Source organism: Pseudomonas sp. NFX15, assembly GCF_049132105.1.
Classification (GTDB): Bacteria; Pseudomonadota; Gammaproteobacteria; order Pseudomonadales; family Pseudomonadaceae; genus Aquipseudomonas.
This window is the reverse complement of record NZ_JAFMPV010000020.1, coordinates 32,797-49,002: the sequence shown is the minus strand read 5'-3', so window position 1 is coordinate 49,002 and position 16,206 is coordinate 32,797. Positions and strand designations below refer to the sequence as shown.

The 16,206-nt window shown below is 59.9% G+C and carries 16 protein-coding genes; all 16 read right to left on the bottom strand.

The window, feature by feature from the left end; all coding sequences use genetic code 11:
• Positions 1-56: 56 nt before the first annotated feature.
• Complete coding sequence (locus J1D76_RS19910) at positions 57-1,442, bottom strand: sigma-54-dependent transcriptional regulator (protein WP_421140046.1); 1,386 nt, start codon at positions 1,440-1,442, stop codon at positions 57-59.
• Positions 1,443-1,447: 5 nt separating this feature from the next.
• A complete protein-coding gene (locus J1D76_RS19905; protein ID WP_421140112.1) occupies positions 1,448-2,641 on the bottom strand; it encodes a sensor histidine kinase in 1,194 nt (397 codons plus the stop codon).
• A 128-nt stretch (positions 2,642-2,769) separates the two neighbouring features.
• Positions 2,770-4,248: a sigma-54 dependent transcriptional regulator gene (locus tag J1D76_RS19900; RefSeq protein ID WP_421140045.1), complete on the bottom strand. Its 1,479-nt coding sequence runs from the start codon at positions 4,246-4,248 to the stop codon at positions 2,770-2,772.
• Positions 4,249-4,420: 172 nt separating this feature from the next.
• Entirely contained in the window at positions 4,421-4,717 is a 297-nt protein-coding gene (locus J1D76_RS19895) for a flagellar protein FliT (protein ID WP_421140044.1), read from the bottom strand.
• A gap of 10 nt (positions 4,718-4,727) precedes the next feature.
• Positions 4,728-5,123, bottom strand: coding sequence for a flagellar export chaperone FliS (fliS, locus tag J1D76_RS19890; protein WP_421140042.1), 396 nt, complete (start codon positions 5,121-5,123; stop codon positions 4,728-4,730).
• Between the two features lie 129 nt (positions 5,124-5,252).
• A complete protein-coding gene (gene fliD, locus J1D76_RS19885) occupies positions 5,253-6,689 on the bottom strand; it encodes a flagellar filament capping protein FliD (protein ID WP_421140041.1) in 1,437 nt (478 codons plus the stop codon).
• 82 nt (positions 6,690-6,771) lie between these two features.
• A complete protein-coding gene (locus J1D76_RS19880) occupies positions 6,772-7,125 on the bottom strand; it encodes a flagellar protein FlaG (protein WP_421140040.1) in 354 nt (117 codons plus the stop codon).
• Positions 7,126-7,197: 72 nt separating this feature from the next.
• On the bottom strand, positions 7,198-8,049 hold the full coding sequence (locus J1D76_RS19875; RefSeq protein WP_421140038.1) for a flagellin domain-containing protein: 852 nt from the start codon (positions 8,047-8,049) through the stop codon (positions 7,198-7,200).
• Between the two features lie 244 nt (positions 8,050-8,293).
• A complete protein-coding gene (locus J1D76_RS19870) occupies positions 8,294-8,560 on the bottom strand; it encodes a hypothetical protein (protein ID WP_421140037.1) in 267 nt (88 codons plus the stop codon).
• The gene (locus tag J1D76_RS19865) at positions 8,557-9,849 is read right to left on the bottom strand and encodes a motility associated factor glycosyltransferase family protein (RefSeq protein WP_421140036.1); all 1,293 of its coding nucleotides are present in this window, start codon (positions 9,847-9,849) and stop codon (positions 8,557-8,559) included. Before J1D76_RS19865 ends, J1D76_RS19870 begins: the two co-directional genes overlap by 4 nt.
• A gap of 91 nt (positions 9,850-9,940) precedes the next feature.
• The gene (locus J1D76_RS19860; protein ID WP_421140034.1) at positions 9,941-10,867 is read right to left on the bottom strand and encodes a ketoacyl-ACP synthase III; all 927 of its coding nucleotides are present in this window, start codon (positions 10,865-10,867) and stop codon (positions 9,941-9,943) included.
• Between the two features lie 226 nt (positions 10,868-11,093).
• Positions 11,094-12,146 carry a pseudaminic acid synthase gene (pseI, locus tag J1D76_RS19855; RefSeq protein WP_421140033.1) on the bottom strand — a complete coding sequence of 351 codons (1,053 nt, stop codon included), beginning with the start codon at positions 12,144-12,146 and terminating at the stop codon, positions 11,094-11,096.
• On the bottom strand, positions 12,124-13,644 hold the full coding sequence (gene pseG, locus J1D76_RS19850; protein WP_421140032.1) for a UDP-2,4-diacetamido-2,4,6-trideoxy-beta-L-altropyranose hydrolase: 1,521 nt from the start codon (positions 13,642-13,644) through the stop codon (positions 12,124-12,126). Before pseG ends, pseI begins: the two co-directional genes overlap by 23 nt.
• Positions 13,641-14,348 carry a pseudaminic acid cytidylyltransferase gene (gene pseF / locus J1D76_RS19845; RefSeq protein ID WP_421140031.1) on the bottom strand — a complete coding sequence of 236 codons (708 nt, stop codon included), beginning with the start codon at positions 14,346-14,348 and terminating at the stop codon, positions 13,641-13,643. Before pseF ends, pseG begins: the two co-directional genes overlap by 4 nt.
• The gene (locus J1D76_RS19840) at positions 14,345-14,965 is read right to left on the bottom strand and encodes a pseudaminic acid biosynthesis-associated methylase (protein WP_421140029.1); all 621 of its coding nucleotides are present in this window, start codon (positions 14,963-14,965) and stop codon (positions 14,345-14,347) included. Before J1D76_RS19840 ends, pseF begins: the two co-directional genes overlap by 4 nt.
• On the bottom strand, positions 14,965-16,155 hold the full coding sequence (pseC, locus tag J1D76_RS19835) for a UDP-4-amino-4,6-dideoxy-N-acetyl-beta-L-altrosamine transaminase (RefSeq protein ID WP_421140028.1): 1,191 nt from the start codon (positions 16,153-16,155) through the stop codon (positions 14,965-14,967). Before pseC ends, J1D76_RS19840 begins: the two co-directional genes overlap by 1 nt.
• Positions 16,156-16,206 lie beyond the last annotated feature (51 nt).

Sequence of the window (16,206 nt, the reverse complement as noted above, 5' to 3'; positions counted from 1 at the left end):
CACCACCGATTCGCTGGCAAGCCAGCGCCTCCAGGATTGCGTCGTGGCGTGACGCATCAGGTGGCGAACAGAAACCCTTCCACGTCCATGCCGGCATCGCGCATTTGCGCCAGCTTGTAGCGCAGCGTCCGCGGGCTGATGCCCAGGCGTTCGGCCGCCTCCTTGCGGCGCCCGCGCTCGGTGCGCAAGGTATCGATGATCATCTGGAACTCACGGCGACGCAGGTCATCGCCCAATGCACCGGCCGATTCAGCCTCGACTTCGACGGTGCGCATCGGCGCCGCCGCCAGCACCGGCAATGGCGCGCACGCCACCGGCCCGGCCAGGCAGAAATCCTGCGGCTGGATCAACCCGCCCTGTTGCAGGATCAATGCCCGCTGAATCGCGTTGTCCAGCTCTCGCACGTTACCCGGCCACGGATAACCCACCAGGCACGCTTGGGCCTCGGGCGATAATCTGGCCGCCGAATGCTTCATTTTATTGACGTGCTTGGCCAGCAGACGCTCGGCCAACGGCAGGATATCGGCAGTGCGCTCACGCAACGGACGCCAGGCCAACGGAAACACCGACAGGCGATAATAGAGGTCCTCGCGGAAACGTCCCGCCGCCACTTCACCGGCCAGGTCGCGGTTGGTGGTCGCGACCACGCGAATGTCCAGGCTGATCGGCTTGCGTGCACCCACCCTTTCGACCTCGCGCTCTTGCAACACACGCAGCAACTTGGCCTGCAACCCCAGGGGCATTTCGGAAATTTCGTCGAGCAGGATAGTGCCACCGTCGGCCTGTTCGAACTTGCCGGCTTGCGCGGCAATGGCACCCGTAAAGGAACCCTTCTCGTGACCGAACAAGGTTGCTTCGAGCATGTTGTCGGGGATCGCGGCGCAGTTGATCGCAATGAACGGCTGGGTGGCGCGATGGGAATGCTGATGGATGTAACGCGCCAGCACTTCCTTGCCCGTGCCCGACTCACCCGAAATCAACACCGTGGAATCACTGCGCGCGACCCGCGCTGCCAGTTCGAGCAGTTGTGCACTCGCCGGCTCAAACGCGACCGGCCCTTCGCCCTCTGTCACGCCGAGACTACCAAGGGCATGACGCCCCACCAGATCGAGCAACGCCTTGGGCTCGAACGGCTTGACCAGATAATCCGCCGCGCCCTGGCGCATCGCATCCACAGCTCGTTCCACTGCACCGTGCGCGGTCATCAGCAATACCGGCAATTGCGGTTGCCGCGCCCGCAGCATACCCAGCAACTGGTGGCCGTCCATGCCCGGCATGTTGACGTCACTGATCACCAGACTGAAGGCTTCGCCGCCGACCGCAAGCAACGCCTCCTGCGCCGAGCCCACCGCTTTGTAGTCGTGCCCCGCGAGCAGCAGCGTATCGGCCAATGCCTCACGTAACGAACGATCATCCTCGACCAGTAGAACCTTGATACCCATCGGCGTCACTCCGCTCCCTGTGCACTGCTGAACAACGGCAGGATCACCTGCGCGCAAGTGCCACGACCGGGCCGCGAGCGCAGTTGCAACTCACCCTGATGCGCGCGCGCCACAGCCTTGACCACGGTCAGCCCCAGGCCTGTGCCGGTGGTCTTGGTGGTAAAAAAAGGTTCGCCCAAACGCGCCAGGACAGCGGCGTCGATACCACTGCCACTGTCACTGACGCACAGTCGCAGGCTGTTGCCGCGAGTGTAGAGATGGACCTTGAGGCGTGCTTCACCCGCGCTGGCCTGAATGGCGTTTTCGATCAGATTGAGGATCGCCCCGACGAGGGTGTCACGATTGCACAGCAACTCCCCCGAATGGCTATCGCACTGCCAGCGGATCGGCAGGTCCTGCACTTGGGTCAGCGCGGCGGCCTGCAACGACTGCAGCAATTGGGCAGGCGTCACGCGGTCGGTCAACGGCAACTCACCGCGAGCGAACACCAGCATGTCGCGCACCTGATGTTCCAGCTCGTGCAGGCGCTCCTTGAGCCGCCCGGCAAAACGCTGCTGGGTCGCGACCGGCAACTGCTGCTCGGTCAAATGACTGGCGTACAGCAATGCGGCGGACAGCGGCGTGCGTATTTGATGCGCCAGCGAGGCGACCATGCGCCCCAGCGACGACAACCGCTCATGACGCGCCAGTTGATCCTGCAGATGACGGGTTTCGGTCAGGTCGTTGAGCAATACCAATTGACCAGGCTCGGCATCCAGTGAGCGCGTGGCAATCGACAGGCGCCGACCATCCTTGAGTGAGATTTCATGACCATCGTCTTCGCGGGGCGCGAAGCAGCGAGCAATGACATGGCGCCACAATTCGCCTTCGAGGGGCAGCCCGAGCAATTCGCACGCCGCCGGATTGGCTTCGCGCACGATGCCCTGGGCATCAATGACAATGACGCCGCCGGGTAATAGATCAAGGAGGTTTTGCAGGCGATTGGCCAGGCGTTCTTTTTCCGCCAGTTCCTGCATACGCTGGGCGCTGACCACTGCCAACTCGCCCTTGAGCTCGGTGACCCGGGCTTCAAGCATGCTGTAGGAGTCGGTCAGTTGGCTCGACATCTGGTTGAACAGTGCGAAGGCCTGCTCAAGCCCGAGCCGGCTCGCCTGCTCTACGGACGACGGTTGCCCCGAAGCATCAGGGGCAGAAGACATCTGGGCGGCATGGGGCATCGTGCTCTCTCGCTTGGCTGACCGTCAGTGAAACGGAACGTTGCGAGGGACGTAGCAATACCCGTGCCTAAAAAAAACCACTTAAAAATGAAGCGCTTGAAAAACAGGCGTCAATCATCCGCCTGTTCATCACCATCGCGACGGCTCATGCCGTACTTGCGCATCTTTTCCACCAGCGTGGTACGCCGAATACGCAAGCGTTCGGCCGCACGCGCCACGATGCCATTGGCATCGTCCAGTGCCTGCTGGATCAAGCCTTGTTCCAGACCGCCGAGGTAGTCCTTCAGGTCCAGGCCCTCGGGCGGCAACAGCGCATTGGCCGTGAAGTCCGGCGTATGGCCGTTGATGGCCACGCGTTCTTCCAGGTCGGTGCGCAGGCTGTCGACCACCAGTTGCTCGTCTTCGTCGTCGACGTAGCGGAATTTTTTCGGCAACTCGACCACGCCAATCACGCCGTACGGATGCATGATCGCCATGCGCTCCACCAGGTTGGCCAATTCGCGGACGTTGCCCGGCCAGCCGTGACGGCACAGCGACATGATCGCCGCCGAGTTGAAGCGGATTGACCCGCGCTTCTCGTGCTCCATGCGCGAGATCAGTTCGTTCATCAGCAGCGGGATATCTTCGACGCGCTCGCGCAGGGGCGCCATTTCGATCGGGAATACATTCAGGCGGTAGTACAAGTCTTCGCGAAAGGTGCCGATCTCGATCATGCTTTCGAGATTCTTGTGCGTCGCGGCAATGATGCGCACGTCGACGCTCTGGGTCTTGTTGCTGCCCACGCGCTCGAAGGTGCGTTCCTGCAACACGCGCAGCAACTTGACCTGCATCGGCAGCGGCATGTCGCCGATTTCATCGAGGAACAGCGTGCCGCCGTTGGCCAGTTCGAAACGACCGGCACGGCTGGTGATGGCCCCGGTGAAGGCACCCTTCTCATGACCGAACAGTTCGCTTTCCAGCAACTCGGCCGGGATCGCGCCACAGTTAACGGGCACGAACGGCGCTTCACGGCGCTTGGAATGGTAATGCAGGTTGCGCGCGACCACTTCCTTGCCTGTGCCGGATTCACCGAGGATCAGCACGCTGGCATCGGTGTCGGCCACTTGCTGCATCATCTGGCGGACGTGTTGAATCGCCCGGCTGGTGCCGACAAGACTGCGAAAAAGATTGGGTTCGCGATGGCGACCACGCTCACGGGCCTGGTCGTACATCTCGCGATAGACCTGGGCACGGTGCAGCGAATCGAGCAACTTGCTGTAGCTGGGCGGCATTTCGAGGGTTGAAAGCACGCGGCGACGCTGGTCTTCGGGCAGGTCAATGGAAGAATTATCGCCCATCAACAAAACCGGAAGGAACTCATCCCAGGTCGAGAGTGTCTTTAGCAAGCCCAGAAGTGCACCAGGAGCATTGACTGTCCCGATAAGGACGCAGATTACTTCACGACTTGACGACAATGAGCCGACAGCCTGCTGCCAGTCATGGCTACCGCAGGGTAAATTTTCTTCACCGAGAAAATTTAAGATCACCGCCAAATCGCGGCGGCGGACGCTATCGTCATCAATCAGCAGAATTTTGGTTTCACGCCACATGCAATAGCAACTTCCCTAGTCAACTCAATGCCCAAAATGCTGGGGCAAGCTAAACGCTTGCAGGCCTGATATGCCTGAAGACGACTGAAATCTGGAACCAGCCACTAGTTAAGTCAAAAAACCGTGCACAGTCAAATTTATGGCGCAGATGTTTGGATTAACCGGAGATTAATTAACCAAACAGATGGTAAACCTTTGCAGCGTTCCGCGCTTGCTGGATCTGCGACATTTCATCGACTATCGCCTGCCTTTCACCCATCGCCACCTCAAGCAGCTGCTTATAGACATACAGCAGCTCCTCGAGATTGCTGCGCAGCATTTCCTCGTCCAGCGAAGCTTCACTCAAGACGTCTTCCATGCAGGAACGGCAAGCCAGGTCCAATTGACCGATAGCCTCCCAGTTGCGCTCGGCCAACGCCTCGACCAGCGCCTCACGAGTGTGTTCTATTCGCTGCAATACAAGACTCATGGCGACCTCCTTAGAACTGCGGGCCTGGCTCAGCAATGCCGTCCCAGCCTTCTTTGACCGTTCGTAGCAAGCCTGCGACCTCATCGAGAATCTTCGGATCGCTACTGATGTTTGCCTCGGCCAGACGCTTCATCATGTAGATGTAAAGACTGTCGAGCTCGCCCACGGTATCAGCGCAATTATCCAGGTCCAGGCCTTCGCGCAAGCCACCGATGATGGCAATCGCCTTGCTGATCGATACACACTTGCCCGGAATATCCTTGCGCTCCAGGGCGCCTTTGGCCTGGGCGATGCGGTCCAGACCACCTTCCATGAGCATTTGCACCAGACGATGTGGACTCGCTTCGGACGTTTGGGCGTGCGCGCCCACTTTCTGATATTGCCGAAGGGCTAACATTGGATTCATGTTCTACCTCATTACCACTATGACTCGTATGACCAGTGTATCGTCTGCGAGCCAGAAAACTTTAGACCAGAAGACAAAAACCCGGCACACGCCAAAATGCGTAGCCGGGTTTTTGTCGTCAGCACATGATTAGCTGCTGGACTTCTGGGCGTTCAGCGACGTGAAGAACGAAGTAATGCTTGATGCCGTCGCTTTCATTTGGCCGACCAACAGGTCCATGGCGTTGTACTTTGCGGTCAACGTCTTGGTCATGTTGGCGACGCGCAGATCCAGCGCAGACTGCTGAGTGGAGAGACTCTTGCTCACGCTCTGCAGGTTGGTATTGCGCTGATCGAGCAATCCACCCGTTTGTACATAAGGCTTGATCGCCGCGCCCATCCGCGATAGCAGGCCGTTGGTCGCGTCGGTACCACTGAACAACTGCTGCACCTGGCCGCTCATGCCGTTGGTGGACATCGTCTTGCTGAATGCAGTCGTGTCGAACGAGAGGTTGCCGGTGGTGCGGTCGGTCATCACGCCAATCTGCGACAGCACGGCCAACGGACCACCCGCCCCCGGGGCCGTCAGCACGCCACGGATATCGGAGATCAATGAGCGCGGCATCGAGTCACCGGTAAACGCCGCCTGTACCGTCAGGTTGCCATCGGCATCCGCTGTCGCCTTGGACAAGGAATTGATGGTGTTCATCAAGGTGTTGTAGGAGTCAACGAACGACTGGATCGACGTCTGCAAACCCGTGCTGTTGGTAGCAACAGTGACCGTCGCAGCAGCCGGTGGAGTACCTGGACTCACGGATGCCAGGTTCAGGGTCAAGCCACTCACCGCACCGGTCACCGTGTTGCTTTTGCTGGTCACAGCCAGGCCATCGATGGTCAGTGACGCATCCTCGGCAACCCCGTTGACAGCCCCGGAAGCTGTGGCAGCGGGGTTAGTACCCATGGGTTGGGTGCCATCGATCTCCAGGCCGGCAATGCCGCTGACGGTCAGGTCGGAACCTGCACCCGTCTTGGTGGAGCTGATCACCAGACGCGACGCACCGGTACTGTCGGTCACGATGTTGGCAGAAATACCGTTGCTCGCCTGTGCGGTGTTAATCGCATCCCGAGTGCTCTGCAAGGTTGCATTGGCTGGAATCGTGACATTGTAATCAGTGCCATTCTGACTGATTTTCAGGGTACCACTCGGAATGGCACTGGCGGCACCGCCGGCAAAAGAAGCACTGGCGATTTTCGAACTGGTGGCCAGTTTGTTCACGACAATACTGTAGGAACCTGCGACGGCGGTATTGTCGGAGGTCGCGCCGAGAATCGTTGGCGTACCGGATGTCGCCGTATAACCCGAAAACGCAGGATTGGTCGTGCTGCCCAGGTTGGTCAGCGAGGTCTGAAACGCCGTCAATGCGCTTTTCAGCGAGCCAATACCAGAAATTTTCAGGGTGTTGGTTTTGGTCTGATTATCGATCTGCGTCTGTTTGGCCGATTTGTCGGCGTTGACCAGCGCAGTGACGATCGCACCGATGTCCAGGCCAGATCCCAGGCCTGAACCCGGTAGAATTGGACTTGCCATGTTGTGTCTCCCTTCAGGTTGCTGCCACTCTTTTGACCAATACCTGCGTCCAAGAACGTACAAACACTATTCATGCCAGCTATCAGACCTTGGCGTCGAACAACACGTGACTCGCATTGCTCAGGCTTTCGGCCAGCTTGAGGGCTTCTGCGGAGGGGATCTGGCGCACGACTTCGCCTGTTTCGCTCGCAATCACCTTGACGACAACTTTTCCGGACTGCTCGTCTATCGAGAATTCCAGGTTGCGCTTGATCGACTGTACAAACTTCTCGATCTGCTGCACGGCTTGCTTCAGGCTGGTGTCGTCCGAATCCCGGGGCTTTTCTACCACTGACGCCGCCTCGGCGACCTTGGGCGTCTCTTTCGGTTTTTCCGAAACAGCGGTTGCTGGCTGGGAAGCCGGGTAAGACACGCCAAGCTTTACGCTCATATCCATGCCCATCACCTCTTAACGTAAAAAGCGAGAGAGCGTGACAAGCACACTCCCCCGCCTGAACTCATTCCGATATTACTGAAGCAGCTTCAGTACAGCGGAAGGCAGTTGGTTGGCCTGGGCCAGAACCGAGGTGGAAGCCTGTTGCAGAGTTTGCTGCTTGGTCAGGTTCGCGGTTTCTGCGGCGAAGTCGGTATCTTGTACGCGACCTTGTGCAGCAGTGGTGTTTTCCACGATGTTCTGCAGGTTGGCGATGGTGCTGGTCAGACGGTTCTGCGAAGCACCCAGGTTTGCGCGAGTGGCGTTGATCGATGCCAGAGCAGCGTCGATAGCGGTGATCGCGTTGTCGATGTTGGCCGACAGGGTAGCGGAGGTCGCACCGGTCAGAACAACGGTACCGCTGCCTACGGACAGGGATGCGGCGTCGAACTTGGAGCTCAGTACCAGGTCGATGCGGTTGGCCGAACCAGTGTTGGCGCCAACTTGCAGCTGCATGGTGCCAGCCGAACCGTCCAGCAGGTTTTTGCCGTTCAGGTTGGTGGAAGCCGAGATACGGGTGATTTCGTCAGACATCTGAGCGAATTCGGAGTTGGTAGCGGTCTGGTCAGCAGTGCTGTTGGTACCGTTACGTGCTTTAACAGCCAGTTCACGCATACGCTGCAGAATGTCGGTCGAAGCTTGCAGCGCGCCTTCAGCGGTCTGAGCAACGGAGATACCGTCGTTGGCGTTCTGAGCTGCCTGGTTACCACCACGAATCTGTGCAGCCATGCGAGTTGCGATCTGCAGGCCAGCGGCGTCGTCTTTGGCGCTGTTGATTTTCAGGCCGGAAGACAGGCGCTGCATCGAAGTCGACAGGGCGTCGGAGGCGCGGTTCAGGTTTTTCTGAACGTTCAACGACGTGGTGTTGGTGTTTACTGTTAAAGCCATGACGAATTCCTCGTTGGTTGGGTACTGCGGCTTCCGGCCCTGGCAACCGCCGGGTATGGCCTAGAGAACCTTCGTAATAGTTATCGTCGGGTTGGCAGGTTGCTTGAGGGCTTTTTAAAAAAAAATTGCCATCACCCTGCCACCCCCGAGAAAACAAGGGCTTAGCGCCCCTCAACCGCGAAAAAATGACGCCATAAATCTGTCTAGCCCACAAACGCCCGGGCCAAAGCCGTCGACGCGCCTTTCAGGCCGGCAGGCTTTCCAGCAAATCGACCAGTTCATATTCCATGAAGTCGGCAAGTCCAAGCCAATCCTGGCGCTCCTGACAGGCGAGCATTTGACCGAGCAACGCTGCCCATACCTGCTGCACGTCCCGTGGCGCTTGCAAGAACAGCCGCTGCGCCTCATCGAACAGATCGACCATGTTCAACGCCGCTTCGACATCACGCCCCAGGCGAAACAATACGGCGCATTGGCGGTATTGCTCGATGCTTTTACCTTGCGAGTTCATTGCACGAAATCCTGATTGAACTGCGTTCCGGCAATCAATGCCCCCGCCCGACTGCTATTGAGAAAAAGAACCTGGGGATGCCTGGCGATGTAGCGCTCCAGCTCGCACAGGTAGCCACGGAAATTCAACTGCGTCTTGACCTTCTGGCCATGTCCATCGTGCACCCAATACTTGGCCTGGCTGACCGGTGGCCCCAGGTCACCGTCGTTCCAGCCGGTGTGAGTCCGGTTCATGGGAAAGGCAAAGTCGGCACCGAACAGCGTAATACGTTGTGCGCCCATCTTCACCGCCAGGTCGGCGGCCGGGTGAATCACGCTACCCCCCACATTGAGCAACGCACGGGGGTGTTGTTCGCGCAACGCGGCGTAGATCGGGCTGGCGGAGTACCCCGCATAACGCTTGCCTTTCCAAGCGTTGAGCATGCGTGGATCGCTCAACGGCATATACACCAGCGCAATGTCCTCGGACGCCTCGCCGGGCAGGTGCAGCTCACTGATGCGCTGGTCGATGCTGACGACCAAGTCAGGCTTGATGCCATGCTCGCGAAGCGGCTTGTAGGCGGTGTCGACACAGATGAACAGCGGTCGCGGCGTTTGCTTGCGCATGGCGGCCAAACGCTCGAAATTGCTTTCAAGGCTCGGCCCGGTGGCAATCACGTAGACCTCACGCCCGGGACACGTAGCAAACAATTGCGCCACATCGTCATCGGCCAGCAGCAGGCCGAGGGTGTCCTGCAAGCGCTGCAGGATGATGGGCGACTGCGGGTCGAAATCACGATTGTTGAAACTCAGGTGCACTTCGCTGACCAGCCGATCACGAATCTTGGCGCTGTAGTCATCGGCCAGCAGCATTTCGGCGGGCAAGGCAAAAAACGGTGTGAAAATGTCGGACAGATCGCCGGCGTAGAGCAATTGCACACGCGGATCGCCGAGCCATCCGCGTTGATCGATCAGATCGAGCACCAACCGGAAAAGTGCGCCATTGAGAATATGGACGTAAAGCTTTTCAAGCCCGGCACGCTCCAGCAGCACCGCCGGCAAATCACCGAAGCCGGTGCCGTAGACATGCACCTGTGGCTTGTCGAGCGGAAGGCTGGCAGCCTGCACCCGGGCCTCGCGCAAGCGGTCATGACGACTGGTGAGCTGGATACCGCCCACACACAACGTCGAGTCCCGCCCCGAGATCAGGTTGACCTCAAGCGACAGGCAATCCTCCTGGTTCAATCGCGCATACAGCGACGGCCAGCGCCGCTGGATAACCTGAGCATTCTCTTCAAAGCATTCGCTCATGCTACCTCGCATTCCTTACAAGCAAAAAAGCGCTAAAGGTTAACCTTTGAGCGCTTTTTTGTACCGGCCTTTTTTATGAAAAGTCTTTTACTCAAGGACGATGAATGATCGCCGAACCCCATGACAGCCCAACGCCGAAACCGCTGAGCGCGACGCGCTTCCATTCAGAATCGAGAATGTGTTTTTCCAGCAGCAATGGAATGCTCGACGACACCGTATTACCGGTCTCGACCATGTCCTTGATGAACTTCTGCGGGCACTCTTCGAAACGCCGCGCGACCGCATCGACAATCGCCGCGCTGCCTTGGTGAATGCAGAACGCATCGATGTCGTCGGCGGTCAGTTGTGACTCGCCGAGCAGTTCGTGCAAATGCGCCGGAACCTTGAGCAAGGCGAAGTTGAACACCTGGCGGCCGTTCATGAAGAACACGCCATCCGTGACTTTCAAGTGCGGCGCGCCGGAACCGTCGGTGCCGAACTTGGCCTTGCCCAAGGCCCAGACCGGGTCTTCACCCATCCAGGTGGCCGTGGCTGCATCACCGAACAGCATGGTGGTGTTGCGGTCCTCCGGGTCGACGATCTTCGAATACGGGTCGGCCGTGATCAGTAGGCCATTCTTCAGGCCCGCGGCCTCCATGAAGCCCTTGATCGCATAGATACCGTAGACGTAACCGGAACAGCCCAGGGAGATATCGAACGCAGCGACGTTGGTCGACAGGCCGAGTTTGTCCTGCACGATGGCCGCGGTGTGCGGCAGGCCTTCTTCATCACCGTTCTGGGTGACGACGATCAGGGCATCGATGGATTCACGTTTCAGATCAGGGTTACTGGCAAACAGCGCATTGGCCGCTTCAACGCACAGATCGGAGGTTTCCTGATCAGCGCCTTTGCGCGGCAGGAAGGCCGAACCGATCTTGCCCAGGATGAACTCTTCATCCTTCTCGAATTTTGCACCTTGTGCGTAATTGTCCACGCCGGCTACAGGAACGTAGCTCGCAATGCTTTTTATGCCAATCATTACGGCTTCCCAATAATAAACAGCCCAATACCACCACTCGCAATGATTCGAGGGGCGCCGACAAACCTGGATATCCGACACCCGAAGGCGACAGACGGAAGCGTAATGGGCTATCACTGGACCTGATAAAGGGCCAGGCGCCATCTTCCCGGTCAATACAATACAGTGAAGATGCGCGTTATGACTCGCAGGTCACGCTATTTTGCCGATTCACACAGGTTATGGGTTATTCGACCAACGACCAGTCCAGCGCTGTGCCACGCTTGATCGCCAGGCGGGCACGGCGTCCCAGCAGGCTTTGGGCATGCTTGGGCGCGAGCCCGAGGCCCGGACGGATGGCTCGCAGGTTTGTCGTATCGAAGGTCTCGCCGGCCGCCATGTCGCGCGTCACATACAACGAGCGGCGGTACACCAGGGACTTTCGCTCAGCCTCGGTGACGCCGTAGCGCACCTGCCCCATGGCCTGCCAGGCGCGCTCGGTTTCGATGACCAGGCTGGCCAGTTCGGCAGGCTCCAGCGAGAAACTGGCATCGACGCCACCGGCCGCACGGTCAAGGGTGAAATGCTTTTCCACCACCGTTGCGCCCAGCGCCACCGCCGCCACCGAGACACCCACCCCCATGGAGTGATCGGACAGCCCCACCTGACACCCGAACAACTCGCGCAGGTGCGCGATCGTGTGCAGGTTGCTGTTGGCCGGGGATGCCGGATAGGTGCTGGTGCACTTGAGCAGGACCAGGTCCTTGCACCCGGCCTCGCGGGCGGCGCGTACGGTTTCGTCGAGCTCGGCGATGCTCGCCATGCCGGTGGAGATGATCAGCGGCTTGCCCGTCGCAGCCACCCGGCGAATCAGCGGCAGGTCGGTGTTTTCGAAACTGGCGATCTTGTAGGCTGGCACGTCGAGGCTCTCGAGGAAATCCACGGCGCTGTCATCGAACGGTGTAGAGAACGCCAGCATCCCCAATTCCCTGGCGCGGGCAAAAATCGGCGCGTGCCATTCCCACGGTGTGTGGGCCTTTTCATACAGGGCATACAGCGAAGTACCGGCCCACAGGCTGCCGGGGTCCTTGATGAAAAACTCGCCCTCGGCCAGGTCCAGGGTCATGGTTTCGGCAGTGTAGGTTTGCAGCTTCAACGCATGGGCACCGGCCTTGGCCGCGGCCTCCACGATTTGCAGGGCCACTTCCAGGGACTGGTTATGGTTGCCGCTCATCTCGGCAATGATGAACGGCGGTGCATCAGCACCGATCAGGCGCTCACCGATCTTGAAACGGGTCATCGGGGTGATCCTTCAAATCGCGCGTGAACGCGCAGGCACTCTGGGTAAATCCGGCGTCGGCAAAGACCTTCAGCGACGACTGGTTCGTAGGTAATACCTGGGCGGTGAGCGATGCCAGCGCTGGCCAATGGGCCTTGACGAACGATTCTCCGCGAGCCAGCACCGCCCTGCCCCAACCAAGGCCGAACCGGCCCTCGAACAGATAGATCGACACCTCGGCGGCGCAACCTTTCAGGTCATAACGCAACACCCCCACCGGACCGTCATCGGCCTCGGCAATCAACAACAGGCGCCTGCAATTGTTCAAACTCGCAGTCAGCCAGTGTCGATGGGCAGGCCATTCGATCGCATCCGTGTGCAGCGACCAGCGCCGCACGGCTTCGCTGTTGCGCCCCTCGAACAGCAATTGCGCGTCTTCCAGCGTCGCCGGGCGCACCTTCAGCACTGCACCGGCCAACGCTGCGGCCACGCGCAACGCGCCTCGCCCATCGACCAGTTGCCGCGACTGCTGCGCCATACTCTGGCGCAATCGCTGGTTGCCGGCGACAAAACCGATGGCCAGGCGCAACTGCTCGACACTGACCTGCTCGCGGGCGCCCATGAACACATGGGCGCCCACCGCCGCCATGACCTCGCCGTTGGCCTGTTGGTTGTTCGACACGGCAATGCTGATCGTCGGCAGCCCCATGGCCGCCCGCTCCCAACTGGTACCGCCCCCCGCCCCGACAAACAGGTCGGATTCGGTCATCAGGCGGTGGAAATCACTGACGAAACTGTGCAGGCGCCAATGCGGACGAGTCGCCGCCAACGCCTGCATCTGTGCCCAGGCCGGATTGTCCGCTCCCGCGACAAAATCGACCTCCAACTCGGGAAAATCCGCCAGCGCCAACATCGCGTGATGGGTCTGCATGGCCGCGTCGAACCCCCCAAAATTCACCAGCACACGCCGGGCCTGGGGCTTGATGTCGATGGGTGCACAGCAGAACTCATCACGCAGCATGGCAAAGCGTGGGCCGAACAATGTCCGGCAGCCCGGCGCGAGCAGAGATGCGTACGCCTGAGGTGTGCCCGAGAGATTCTGGTTCAGCAGCAAATCGGCACTGTAGGTGCGCGTGGCGAGATCATCCACGGCAGCGATCCGTGGCGCCCAGCGGCGGGCGGCCGTCTGCCAGTGATGGTCGAGGCCATAGTGGTCGACAATGATCCAGTCAAACGCCGGTAGCGGGTCCAGCAACGGCCCGAGGGCGGCAATGTCTGCCTGCCACGGCAGCATCGATTCGATGGCTTGCTCGGGGTCTTCATCGGGATAGCGTTCGGGCAGTGCAAAGGTTTCGAAGCCTTCGGCGCGCAGCGTATCCAACCGATGCCCCGGCAGCAGGCGACAGGCAAACGCCACGTGACTGCCCTGCCGACGTAGCACACGGGCCAGCGGCAAGCAACGTGCGATGTGGCCACTGCCGATGGTCGGCGAGGCGTCGGAGCGAATCAAGACTCTCATTGCAACTCGCCCCCGGCCTGCAACGCGGCGTACAGGTATTCCGCGCGCGTCCAGTCTTGCGGCGTGTCGATGTCCTGTACCAGATGACGCGGCAGGATCACCGGCAGGCTTTGCGGTGAATACAACACATCTTCGCGCAACCACGCCTCGCTACGCCCCCAATAGAATTGCCCGGCATCCTGATACGCACTCGGCAAATCCTGGGAGCGCGTCTGCCGATACTGCGGGTACAGCGCCGTCAGTGCACCCTGATCGTCCAGGGTCAGGGCCCGCTGTACCGGGAAAGCGAAGTCGCACACCGAGAACGCAAAAGACTTGTGCGGATGCTGCTCGAGCAGGCTCAGCCCCTGGACCAGAAATCGTGTTTGCAATAACGGCGCGGTCGCGTAGATGCAACAGGCATGATCAAACTCGTGGCCCTGCTCGCGCAGGGTTTGCAAGGCATGGGCGATCACCGCGGTAGTGCCTGTGAAGTCATCGGCCAGCGCGGCCGGGCGCATGAACGGCACGTCGGCGCCGCAGTCACGCGCCAGCCGGGCGATTTCTTCGTCGTCGGTGCTGACGACCACCCGCGCGAACAAACCGGACGCCAGCGCCGACTGGATCGAACGGGCGATCATCGGCACGCCGGCGAACGGTTTGAGATTCTTGCGCGGTATGCGTTTGCTGCCACCTCGCGCCGGGATGATGGCGATGTTATTCAACGACGTTTTTCCAGGACAAACCAAGTGATGTCATCCACCGGGAATTGCGGATCGCGGTGGTAGCCAAATCCGTAGTCGACCAGTTGCAGGTCGGCGTAACGGTCGAGCATTTCACCGGCAAAGTCACGCTTGAACAACTTGCCGCTGTTACCGCGATACGGGACCTCGACCGGCGCCGGATTGTAGTACTCGGCGATCAGGATATAGCGCTCGCTCAATTCATACAGCTGCGCGTACGCGGCCGGCAGCAACTCAGGTGCGAGGTGAATCAGCACACCTTTGCTCAGGGTCAGGTCGAAGGTGCGTTCGCGAGGGAAATCAAACAGCGAACCTTGCCAGACCTGCGCAATGCCCAGCGCCCGGACTGCGGCACACGCACTGGCGTTGATCTCCACACCGAACAATTCGCAGCGCGGCAACAGTTGATGCAAGGCCTGCAGGTTGTTGCCGGCATTGGTGCCCAGTTCGACCAGGCTGTCGATGCGCCCGACCCGTGTCAGCGCCTTGGCAAACAACGCCAGGTTGGCCGCCACCAGCGGCTGGCCGACATTGCGGTCGACGTACTGGTTACCGAACTCGCCCTGCCAAAACGTTTCCTGCTCGGTCAATTCACGCATCAGATACTTCCCACTCGCCGCAACGGTTGAATGATCTCGATCAGCTGTTGCATTTGCTCAACCACGTAATCCTGTTCTTCATCACTGAGCAGTGGATACAGTGGCAGGCTTATGGCTTCGGTGTAGTAGCGTTCGGCCTGCGGAAAATCGCCTTCGGCGAATCCGAGATCACGATAGTAAGGCTGCAAATGCACCGGGATGTAGTGCAGGTTCACGCCGACCCCGGCGGCCCGCAAGCCTTCGAACACCTCGCGATGGCTGAGGGTGATCTGATCCAGTTGCAGACGCACTACGTACAGGTGCCAAGAGGACTCGGCTTCCGCTTGTCCACTGGGCAATGTCAGCGGCAAATACGCGAGCAAGCGGTCATAACGCGCCGCCAGCTCACGTCGACGCTCGATGAACTCATCCAGCTTGTTCAACTGCGACAAGCCCAGGGCCGCTTGCAGGTCGGTAATGCGGTAATTGAAACCCAACTCGACTTGCTCGTAATACCATGGACCGTGACTGGGCCCGGTCATTTGCCGGGGATCCCGGGTCATGCCATGGCTGCGCAAGCGCTGCAAACGCTCGGCGAGTTCAGTGCTGTTGGTCATGACCATGCCGCCCTCGGCACTGGTGATGATCTTCACCGGGTGAAAGCTGAACACTGTCATCGCGGCGAACTCACCACACCCTACCGGGCGCCCGGCATAAGACGCGCCGGCAGCATGGGCGGCATCTTCGATCACCACAAAACCGTAACGCTTGGCCAAGGCGGCAATCCGGCGCATGTCGCAGCTCTGCCCGGAGAACGCCACGGCCACGAGCACTTTCGGCAGACGGCGTTCACGCTCGGCGCGCTCAAGCTTGACCGCCAGGGCCGCGGCGTCGAGATTCCAGGTCAGCGGGTCGATATCGACGAAGTCCACCTCGGCACCGCAGTAACGACCGCAGTTTGCCGAGGCGAGAAAAGTGTTCGGCGTCGTCCACAACCAATCACCCGGGCCGAGCCCGGCGGCCAGGCAAGCGATGTGCAGGGCCGCCGTGGCATTGCACACTGCCACCGCATACCCGGCCTCACAGCGCTCGGCCATTGCGCGCTCGAAGCGCTCGATAGTCGGCCCCTGGGTCAGCCAGTCGGACTGCAATACCTCGACCACGGCGTCGATGTCCGCCTGGTCAAGGCTTTGCCGAGCGTAGGGAATCATGCTGGCAGCCCGGCACGGGCGAACTTGCCCGGCAAACGAGGGGCGCAATGC

Coding starts and splice junctions, on each gene's coding strand:
- J1D76_RS19910 (WP_421140046.1), bottom strand. CDS start 1,442: ATGGGTATCAAGGTTCTACTGGTCGAGGATGATCGTTCGTTACGTGAG.
- J1D76_RS19905 (WP_421140112.1), bottom strand. CDS start 2,641: ATGTCTTCTGCCCCTGATGCTTCGGGGCAACCGTCGTCCGTAGAGCAG.
- J1D76_RS19900 (WP_421140045.1), bottom strand. CDS start 4,248: ATGTGGCGTGAAACCAAAATTCTGCTGATTGATGACGATAGCGTCCGC.
- J1D76_RS19895 (WP_421140044.1), bottom strand. CDS start 4,717: ATGAGTCTTGTATTGCAGCGAATAGAACACACTCGTGAGGCGCTGGTC.
- fliS (WP_421140042.1), bottom strand. CDS start 5,123: ATGAATCCAATGTTAGCCCTTCGGCAATATCAGAAAGTGGGCGCGCAC.
- fliD (WP_421140041.1), bottom strand. CDS start 6,689: ATGGCAAGTCCAATTCTACCGGGTTCAGGCCTGGGATCTGGCCTGGAC.
- J1D76_RS19880 (WP_421140040.1), bottom strand. CDS start 7,125: ATGGATATGAGCGTAAAGCTTGGCGTGTCTTACCCGGCTTCCCAGCCA.
- J1D76_RS19875 (WP_421140038.1), bottom strand. CDS start 8,049: ATGGCTTTAACAGTAAACACCAACACCACGTCGTTGAACGTTCAGAAA.
- J1D76_RS19870 (WP_421140037.1), bottom strand. CDS start 8,560: ATGAACTCGCAAGGTAAAAGCATCGAGCAATACCGCCAATGCGCCGTA.
- J1D76_RS19865 (WP_421140036.1), bottom strand. CDS start 9,849: ATGAGCGAATGCTTTGAAGAGAATGCTCAGGTTATCCAGCGGCGCTGG.
- J1D76_RS19860 (WP_421140034.1), bottom strand. CDS start 10,867: ATGATTGGCATAAAAAGCATTGCGAGCTACGTTCCTGTAGCCGGCGTG.
- pseI (WP_421140033.1), bottom strand. CDS start 12,146: ATGACCCGTTTCAAGATCGGTGAGCGCCTGATCGGTGCTGATGCACCG.
- pseG (WP_421140032.1), bottom strand. CDS start 13,644: ATGAGAGTCTTGATTCGCTCCGACGCCTCGCCGACCATCGGCAGTGGC.
- J1D76_RS19840 (WP_421140029.1), bottom strand. CDS start 14,965: ATGCGTGAATTGACCGAGCAGGAAACGTTTTGGCAGGGCGAGTTCGGT.
- pseC (WP_421140028.1), bottom strand. CDS start 16,155: ATGATTCCCTACGCTCGGCAAAGCCTTGACCAGGCGGACATCGACGCC.